The organism is Oceaniglobus roseus (assembly GCF_002869745.1).
GTDB classification, from domain to species: domain Bacteria; phylum Pseudomonadota; class Alphaproteobacteria; order Rhodobacterales; family Rhodobacteraceae; genus Oceaniglobus; species Oceaniglobus roseus.
In genome coordinates this window covers 1-8,539 of record NZ_PNOS01000069.1, presented here as the reverse complement: position 1 = coordinate 8,539, position 8,539 = coordinate 1, and the positions used below count along the sequence as shown (strand labels likewise).

Sequence of the window (8,539 nt, the reverse complement as noted above, 5' to 3'; positions counted from 1 at the left end):
TCCGGCCGCGCTGGCGCGACTGCCCGCCGCCCTGCGCGCGACCCTTGCCGTCGCCCACCAGGCCCGGGCCGAGGACCACGGCCGCGTGGCCGAAGCCTATGCCGCCGCGGGAATGGAGGCCGAGGTGCGCGCCTTCTTCGACGATGCGCCGCGCCGCTTCGCCGAGGCGCAGCTGGTTATCACCCGCTCGGGCGCCTCGACCATGGCGGATGTCACGGTGATCGGCCGCCCCGCGATCCTCGTCCCCCTCGCCGCCGCGATCCGCGACGAACAGACGGCCAACGCCCGCGCCCTCGTCGAGGGCGGCGCGGCGGTGCTGATGCCCGAACCCCGCTTCACCCCGGAGGCGCTGGCCGCCGAGGCGCAGGCGATCCTGACCGACCCCGACCGTGCCGCGAAGATGGCCTCGGCCGCCCTGGCCCTTGGCCGCCCCGACGCGACGGAGCGGCTTGTTTCCCTGATCGATTCCCTGCTAACGCCCCGCTGACCAAGGACCAGAGAGATGTTCGACCTGCTGAGAGAGCCCGCGATGAACGCCCCGACCAAGCTGCCCACCCAGATGGGCCCCGTCCATTTCGTCGGCATCGGCGGGATCGGGATGTCGGGCATCGCCGAGGTGCTGCTGAACCACGGCTACACCGTCCAGGGCTCGGACCTGAAGGCGAGCAAGATCACCGAGCGGCTGGAATCCCTCGGGGCGAAGGTCTTCATCGGGCAGAGCGCCGAGAACCTCGAAGGGGCCGAGGTCGTCGTCATTTCCTCGGCGATCAAGCCGGGCAACGCCGAACTCGATGCGGCGCGCAAGCGGGGGCTGCCGGTGGTGCGCCGGGCCGAGATGCTGGCCGAGCTGATGCGGCTGAAGTCGAACGTCGCCATCGCCGGCACCCACGGCAAGACCACGACGACGACCATGGTGGCGACGCTGCTGGACGCGGGCGGGCTCGATCCCACGGTGATCAACGGCGGCGTGATCCACGCTTACGGCTCGAACGCGCGGATGGGGCAGGGCGAGTGGATGGTGGTGGAGGCCGACGAAAGCGACGGCACCTTCAACCGCCTGCCCGCGACCATCGCCATCGTGACGAACATCGACCCCGAGCACATGGAGCACTGGCACGATTTCGACCGGCTGCGCCAGGGGTTCCTCGACTTCGTGTCGAACATCCCGTTCTACGGCCTCGCCGTGTGCTGCACCGACCATCCCGAGGTGCAGGCGCTGGTGGGCCGGATCACCGACCGCCGTGTCGTGACCTTCGGCTTCAACCCCCAGGCCGACGTGCGGGCGGTGAACCTGCGTTACGAGGCGGGGGTCGCGCACTTCGACATCGCGCTGCGGGCCGAGGACATGGTGATCGAGGGCTGCACCCTGCCGATGCCGGGGGATCACAACGTGTCGAACGCGCTGTCGGCCGTGGCCGTGGCCCGGCACCTCGGGATGTCCGCGGACGAGATCCGCACCGCGCTGGCCGCCTTCGGCGGCGTCAACCGCCGCTTCACCCGCGTCGGGGAAGTGGACGGCGTGACGATCATCGACGATTACGGCCACCACCCGGTCGAGATCGCGGCGGTGCTGAAGGCGGCGCGCCAGGCGACCTCGGGGCGGGTGATCGCGGTGCACCAGCCGCACCGCTATACCCGCCTGTCCTCGCTGTTCGAGGACTTCTGCACCTGCTTCAACGAGGCCGACGTCGTCGCCATCGCCGATGTCTACGCGGCCGGCGAGGATCCGATCCCGGGGGCGAGCCGCGACGACCTGGTGACGGGTCTGATCCAGCACGGCCACCGCCACGCCCGCGCCATCGTGTCCGAGGACGACCTCGAGCGGCTGGTGCGCGAGCAGGCGCGGCCGGGCGACATGGTGGTCTGCCTTGGCGCCGGCACGATCAGCGCCTGGGCCAACGCCCTGCCCGAAAGGCTGCGCGGGTGAGCGCAGCGCGCCCGCACCGCGCCCCCGGAGCCGTCGCGCTCCGCCGTCCGCCCCCGGTGGCGGGCTGAGATGGAGGGCGCCGCCTTCTACCTGCCGGGCGTCGGCTTCGGCCTCGGTCTCTGGGCCGGGCTGCGCTGGCCCCTCAGGGCGGCGGTGCTGCTCGGCGCGCTGGCGGTCACGGCCTTCCTCGCGCTCTGGGTGATCTCCGGCATGGTGGCCGACGACGCGCTGCTGGCCGACAACGGCTTCGTGATGCGCTGGGTCGTGGCGCCAGGCCTGCTGGCCTTCCTCGCGGGCGAAGCGGTGGGCGTGGGGCTGGCGCGGATCGGCGGCGGGGGCATGGAATGAGCCTGCCGCTGCTTCTCGGCTGTGCCTGGGTGCTGGCAGCGACGGTGGTGGCGCTGCTGCCGATGCGGCGCCAGTACCTGCCGGGCGTGCTGCTGCTGGCCGCGGCACCGGTGCTTCTGGCCTGGATCGGCGCGCGGCACGGCTGGAGCGCGACCGCCCTCGGCACCGCCGCCGTGCTGTCGATGTTCAGGAAGCCACTGGCATACCTCGCCCGCCGCGCCCTGGGCATGCCGCGGACGGGCGCGGAACATGACTCCGGGAAGGATGCCGCATGAGCCTGTCGCTGACCCTTGCCTGCCTCTGGTTCCTCGTCGCCAACATCGGGGCGATCCTGCCGAGCCGCCGCAGCCACTGGCCGCTGGCCTGGGCGCTGATCGCCGTGGGCATCCCGCTGCTGGGCCTCGCCACCTGGCAGCACGGGCCCTGGATCGGGATGCTGCTGCTGGTCGGCGGCGCCTCTGTGCTGCGCTGGCCGCTGCTGTACCTCGGCCGCTGGATCCGGCGCCGCGGCGGGCTGTCGTGAGGCGCGCGATGACCGAAGCCGACCTGCCGACCCCCCGCGGCACGCTCACCCCTGCGCGCCCGCTGGCCGATCTGACCTGGCTGCGTGTGGGCGGGCCCGCCGACTGGCTTTTCCAGCCTGCCGACCGGGACGACCTGGCCGCCTTCCTGCGTCACCTGCCGCGCGACATCGCCGTGTTTCCCATGGGCGTCGGGTCGAACCTGATCGTGCGGGACGGGGGCCTGAGGGCCGTGGTGATCCGCCTCGGCCGCGGCTTCAACGGGATCTCGGTCGAGGACGGGCTGGTGACGGCGGGGGCGGCGGCGCTCGACGCCCACGTGGCCCGTCGCGCGGCCGACGCGGGGCGGGACCTGACCTTCTTCAGGACCATCCCCGGCAGTATCGGCGGCGCGGTGCGGATGAACGCGGGCTGCTATGGCTCCTATGTCGCCGATCACCTGGTCTCGGCCACCGCGGTCGGGCGGGACGGCGCGGTGCTGGAACTGGGTCCCGACGACCTGGGCTTCGCCTACCGCTCCAGCCGCCTGCCCGAGGGGGCGGTGCTGGTCTCGGCCACCTTCCGCGCCGATCCGGGCGATCCCGCCGCGCTTGCCGCGAAGATGGAGGACCAGCTGGCCCGGCGCGACGCGACGCAGCCGGTGAAGGACCGCACCGCGGGCTCGACCTTCCGCAACCCGGCCGGCTTCTCCAGCACGGGCCGCGCCGACGACACCCACGAGCTGAAGGCTTGGAAGGTGATCGAGGATGCGGGGCTCAGGGGCGCGCGGCGCGGCGGCGCGCAGATGTCGCCGAAGCATCCGAACTTCCTCGTCAACACCGGCGGCGCGACCGCGGCGGACCTCGAAGGCCTTGGCGAGGAGGTGCGCGAAAAGGTCTTCCAAAACAGCGGGATTCGTCTAGAATGGGAAATCATGCGCGTCGGTGAACCGGCCGCTGAGGCAGTCAAAGACAAATAATTACAACAAGTGGCCGAAACAGGCCATGCGAGGCGATAAGTGGCGGGTATGTCGAGCAGGACAGACCCCAAGGTGCTGGTCCTGATGGGTGGACCCTCGGCAGAGCGCGAGGTGTCCCTTTCTTCGGGGCACGAATGTGCGGCGGCGCTGCGGGACGAGGGATTCGAGGTGGTCTGCGTGGACGCGGGCCCCGACCTTCCTGCGCGCCTGGCCGAGCATGCGCCCTGCGTCGTCTTCAACGCGCTTCACGGCCGCTGGGGCGAGGACGGCTGCGTGCAGGGCCTGCTCGAATGGCTGCGCATCCCCTATACCCATTCCGGTGTCCTGGCCTCGGCCCTTGCGATGGACAAGCAGCGCACGAAGGATGCCTTCCGCAAGGCCGGCCTTCCGGTGGTGCCCTCTCTGCTGGCGCAGTCGCGCCACGTGCAGGCGAGCCACGTGATGGATCCGCCCTATGTGGTGAAGCCCTACAACGAGGGTTCCAGCGTCGGCGTCTACCTGGTGCACGAGGCGGCGAACGGGCCTCCGAAGCTGGATCCGGCCATGCCCGAATGGGTGATGGTCGAGCGCTTCGCGCCGGGCCGCGAGATGACCGTCGCCGTGCTGGGGGCGGGGGCGGACACCGAGGCGCGGGCGCTGACCGTCACCGATATCCTCACCGACGGCTGGTACGACTACGACGCCAAGTACAAGGCGGGCGGGTCGCGCCACGTGGTGCCGGCGAAGGTGCCGCAGGAGATCCACGCCGCCTGTCTCGACTATGCCCTGCGCGCCCACGAGGCGGTCGGCTGCCGCGGCCTGTCGCGCACCGACTTCCGCTGGGACGAGAGCCGCGGGCTCGACGGGCTGGTCCTGCTCGAGATCAACACCCAGCCGGGCATGACGCCCACCTCGCTTGCCCCCGAGCAGGCGGCCCATTGCGGCATCCCCTTCGGGAAGCTCTGCCGCTGGATGGTCGAGGACGCCTCATGCGACAGATGATCCGCTCGACCACCACGGCGCTGCGCCGCGATCCCGCGCCCTCGCGGCTGAACTACCGGCTCCAGCGGCTGATGCTGACGCCGATGATCCGGCGGCTGCTCCGGGTCGGCCTGCCGTTGGGCTGCGTCGCGCTGGTGCTGGCGATCTACCTGTCGGACCAGGGGCGCCGCGACGGCATCGCGATGCTGATCGAGGACGTCAAGTCGACGGTGCGCGACCGGCCCGAGTTCATGGTCAAGCTGATGGCGATCGACGGGGCCTCGGCCGGTCTGGCCGACGACATCCGCGAGGTGATGGCGGTGGATTTCCCCGTCTCGTCATTCGACCTGGACCTGACGCGGATGCGGCTCGACGTCGCCGCCCTGCCGGCGGTGGCCCGCGTGGACATGCGGGTGCGTCCCGGCGGCGTGCTGGAGGTCGACATCTCCGAACGGATGCCGGTGGCGATCCTGCGGTCGCGCAACGGGCTGGACCTGGTCGACCGCGCGGGCATCCGCGTCGCCCCGCTGGCCGCACGCTCGGCCCGCCCGGACCTGCCGCTGATCGCGGGCACCGGGGCCGAGGGCGCCGTGGACGAGGCGCTGGAACTGTTCGCCGCCGCCGCGCCGCTTTCCGCGGACGTGCGCGGGCTGGTGCGGGTGGGCGAGCGGCGCTGGACGCTGGTGATGGACGACAACCAGTCGGTGCTTCTGCCCGAGAGCGGCGCGGTGCAGGCGCTGGAGCAGGTGATCGCGCTGAACCAGGTGCAGCAGCTTCTGGGCCGCGATGTCCAGATCGTGGACATGCGCAATCCCCGCCGTCCGACCCTGCGCCTGAGCGAAGGTGCAGCCGAGAAGATGCGCGAAATCAAGGTCATGGAACTGGGAGACGACTGAAGATGAAGGACCTTTACCAATCCCAGCGGGCGATGCGTGCGATGCGCAAGGCCGCGATGCAGCGGGGTGTGGTGGCGATCCTCGACGTCGGCACCTCGAAGATCGCCTGCCTGGTGCTGCGCTTCGATGGCCCCGAGGCGTTCCGCGACAGCGACGGCGTCGGCTCCCTTGCCGGGCAGAGCAGCTTCCGCGTTATCGGCGCCGCCACCACCCGCTCGCGCGGGGTGCGCTTCGGCGAGATCGACGCGATGCAGGAGACCGAGCGGGCGATCCGCACCGCGGTGCAGGCGGCGCAGAAGATGGCCAACGTGCGCGTCGACCACGTGATCGCCTGCCTCGCCGGGGGGGCGCCGCGCTCCTACGGGCTGGCGGGGACGGTCGAGGTCGAGGGCGATCACGTCCGCGACCAGGACGTGGCCCGCGCCATGGCCGCCTGCGAGCTGCCCTATTTCGGCGAGGGGCGCGAGGTGCTCCATGCCCAGCCGGTGAACTTCGCGCTGGACCACCGCACCGGCATGTCCGACCCGCGCGGCCAGATCGGCCACACGCTCGCCTGCGACATGCACCTGCTGACGGTGGACGGGGCGGTGATCTCGAACCTGCTCTACTGCATCAAGCGCTGTGACCTCGAACTCGCCGGGCTGGCCTCCTCCGCCTACGTCGCCGGGGTTTCGAGCCTCGTCGAGGACGAGCAGGAACTGGGCGCGGCCTGCATCGACATGGGCGGCGGGGCCACCGGCCTTTCGATCTTCATCAAGAAGCACATGATCTATGCCGACGCCGTGGCCCTTGGCGGCGACCAGGTGACCTCGGACATCTCCAAGGGGCTGCAGGTGCCGCTGGCGACGGCGGAGCGGCTGAAGACGGTGCACGGCGGCGTGGTCGCCACCGGCATGGACGACCGCGACCTGATCGAGATCGGCGGCGAGACCGGCGACTGGGAGCTGGACCGGCGCACCGTGTCGCGGGCCGAGCTGATCGGGATCATGCGGCCGCGGGTCGAGGAGATCCTGGAAGAGGTGCGCGTCCGTCTCGATGCCGCCGGGTTCGAGCATCTGCCGAGCCAGCAGATCGTGCTGACCGGCGGCGGCAGCCAGATCCCGGGACTCGACACGCTGGCGCCGAAGATCCTGGGCCAGCAGGTCCGGATCGCGCGTCCGCTGCGGGTGACGGGGCTGCCCCAGGCGGCCACCGGAGCGGGATTCGCCAGCGCCGTCGGCCTGTGCCTGTTCGCCGCCCATCCCCAGGACGAGTGGTGGGATTTCGAGATTCCGGCCGACCGTTATCCACAGAGATCGCTGCGCCGTGCCGTGAAATGGTTCAAGGACAACTGGTAACCGCTAGATTTTGCGAGGTTTGCGAGATACCGCCGAAAGCCCCGCGAACGTGACCATATTTTGTAGAATTTATGTGTTTTTTGGGTGACGTATCGCCCCGTAAACGATAGAATCGACGGAAACAAAGGCAAAAGCCCCAGGCGCGGGCGGAACAGACAGGCGGACACAGGAATGGCACTGAACCTCACCATGCCCCAGCAGGACGAACTGAAGCCCCGCATCACCGTGTTCGGTGTGGGCGGTGCAGGCGGAAATGCCGTCAACAACATGATCGCCAAGCAGCTCGACGGGGTCGAGTTCGTGGTGGCGAACACCGATGCCCAGGCGCTGCAGCAGTCCTGCGCCCCGGCGAAGGTTCAGATGGGCATCAAGGTGACCGAGGGTCTGGGCGCGGGCGCCCGTCCGTCGGTCGGCGCCGCCGCCGCCGAGGAGAGCATCGAGCAGATCGTCGATCACCTGGCGGGCGCGCACATGTGCTTCATCACCGCCGGCATGGGCGGCGGCACGGGCACCGGCGCCGCGCCGATCATCGCCCAGGCCGCGCGCGAGCTTGGCGTGCTGACCGTCGGCGTCGTGACCAAGCCCTTCCAGTTCGAGGGCGCGAAGCGGATGAAGCAGGCCGAGGAGGGGGTCGAGAACCTCCAGAAGATGGTCGACACGCTGATCATCATCCCGAACCAGAACCTGTTCCGGCTGGCGAACGAGAAGACCACCTTCACCGAGGCCTTCTCGATGGCCGACGACGTGCTCTACCAGGGCGTCAAGGGCGTGACCGACCTGATGGTGCGCCCCGGCCTCATCAACCTCGACTTCGCCGACGTCCGCGCCGTGATGGACGAGATGGGCAAGGCGATGATGGGCACCGGCGAGGGCGAGGGCGACAACCGCGCCATCGAAGCCGCCGAGCGTGCCATCGCCAACCCGCTGCTCGACGAGATCTCGCTGCGCGGCGCCAAGGGCGTGCTGATCAACATCACCGGCGGTCACGACCTGACCCTGTTCGAACTGGACGAAGCCGCCAACCGCATCCGCGAGGAAGTGGACCCGGACGCCAACATCATCGTCGGCTCGACGCTGGACGAGGTGATGGAAGGGCGTATGCGCGTCAGCGTCGTCGCCACCGGCATCGACGTGTCCGACGTGCAGACCGAAATCCCGGTCCCGCGCCGCCGCATGGCCGAGCCGCTGAAGTCCGTCACCACGCTGGAAGAGCCCGCGGCCCCCGTCGCCGCCCGTCCGGCCGCACCGGCGCCGCAACCCGCCCAGCCGCGGTTCCAGCCGCAGCCCGAGGCCGCGCGTCACGAGCCCGAGGCCGAGGAGGTCGACGACTTCTTCTCCGACATGATGCCGCACCGCGCGCAGGAGACCGCGTCGCAGGATCTGTTCGGCGAGCCGATGGATGCCGCCGACGACACGCCGCCCCCGGCCTACCGCCCGCAGCCCCAGCCCCAGCCGGCGGCGTTCCAGCCCCGCGCCGAGAGCCGCCCGCAGAACGACGCCGAAAGCTTCGTCGCACCCCGCGCGCGCACCGGCCAGCCCTCGCCCGAGGCGATGGCCCGTCTCCAGGCCGCCGTCCAGCGCGCCCCGGGCCA

10 protein-coding genes are annotated in these 8,539 nt (G+C 70.6%); all 10 read left to right on the top strand.

From position 1 onward, the window contains the following. Positions 1–487 (top strand): UDP-N-acetylglucosamine--N-acetylmuramyl-(pentapeptide) pyrophosphoryl-undecaprenol N-acetylglucosamine transferase (locus A7B20_RS20750; protein WP_281260123.1); only part of this gene is annotated, 487 nt, incomplete at its 5' end. 42 nt (positions 488–529) lie between these two features. Next, entirely contained in the window at positions 530–1,927 is a 1,398-nt protein-coding gene (murC, locus tag A7B20_RS20745) for a UDP-N-acetylmuramate--L-alanine ligase (RefSeq protein ID WP_102110488.1), read from the top strand. A gap of 69 nt (positions 1,928–1,996) precedes the next feature. After that, positions 1,997–2,275 (top strand): hypothetical protein, encoded by a 279-nt coding sequence (locus tag A7B20_RS20740; protein ID WP_102110487.1) that lies wholly within the window; start codon positions 1,997–1,999, stop codon positions 2,273–2,275. Then, entirely contained in the window at positions 2,272–2,550 is a 279-nt protein-coding gene (locus A7B20_RS20735; RefSeq protein WP_102110486.1) for a DUF2484 family protein, read from the top strand. Before A7B20_RS20740 ends, A7B20_RS20735 begins: the two co-directional genes overlap by 4 nt. After that, positions 2,547–2,798 (top strand): DUF2484 family protein, encoded by a 252-nt coding sequence (locus A7B20_RS20730; RefSeq protein WP_102110485.1) that lies wholly within the window; start codon positions 2,547–2,549, stop codon positions 2,796–2,798. Before A7B20_RS20735 ends, A7B20_RS20730 begins: the two co-directional genes overlap by 4 nt. Before the next feature lie 8 nt (positions 2,799–2,806). After that, the gene (murB, locus tag A7B20_RS20725; protein ID WP_102110484.1) at positions 2,807–3,754 is read left to right on the top strand and encodes a UDP-N-acetylmuramate dehydrogenase; all 948 of its coding nucleotides are present in this window, start codon (positions 2,807–2,809) and stop codon (positions 3,752–3,754) included. 48 nt (positions 3,755–3,802) lie between these two features. After that, positions 3,803–4,735 carry a D-alanine--D-alanine ligase gene (locus A7B20_RS20720; RefSeq protein WP_102110483.1) on the top strand — a complete coding sequence of 311 codons (933 nt, stop codon included), beginning with the start codon at positions 3,803–3,805 and terminating at the stop codon, positions 4,733–4,735. Then, on the top strand, positions 4,723–5,610 hold the full coding sequence (locus tag A7B20_RS20715; RefSeq protein ID WP_102110482.1) for a cell division protein FtsQ/DivIB: 888 nt from the start codon (positions 4,723–4,725) through the stop codon (positions 5,608–5,610). Before A7B20_RS20720 ends, A7B20_RS20715 begins: the two co-directional genes overlap by 13 nt. A 2-nt stretch (positions 5,611–5,612) precedes the next feature. Next, complete coding sequence (ftsA, locus tag A7B20_RS20710) at positions 5,613–6,947, top strand: cell division protein FtsA (RefSeq protein WP_102110481.1); 1,335 nt, start codon at positions 5,613–5,615, stop codon at positions 6,945–6,947. A gap of 171 nt (positions 6,948–7,118) precedes the next feature. Continuing rightward, positions 7,119–8,539, top strand: a 1,421-nt coding sequence (ftsZ, locus tag A7B20_RS20705) for a cell division protein FtsZ (RefSeq protein ID WP_102110480.1), incomplete at its 3' end; no start/stop codon positions are given.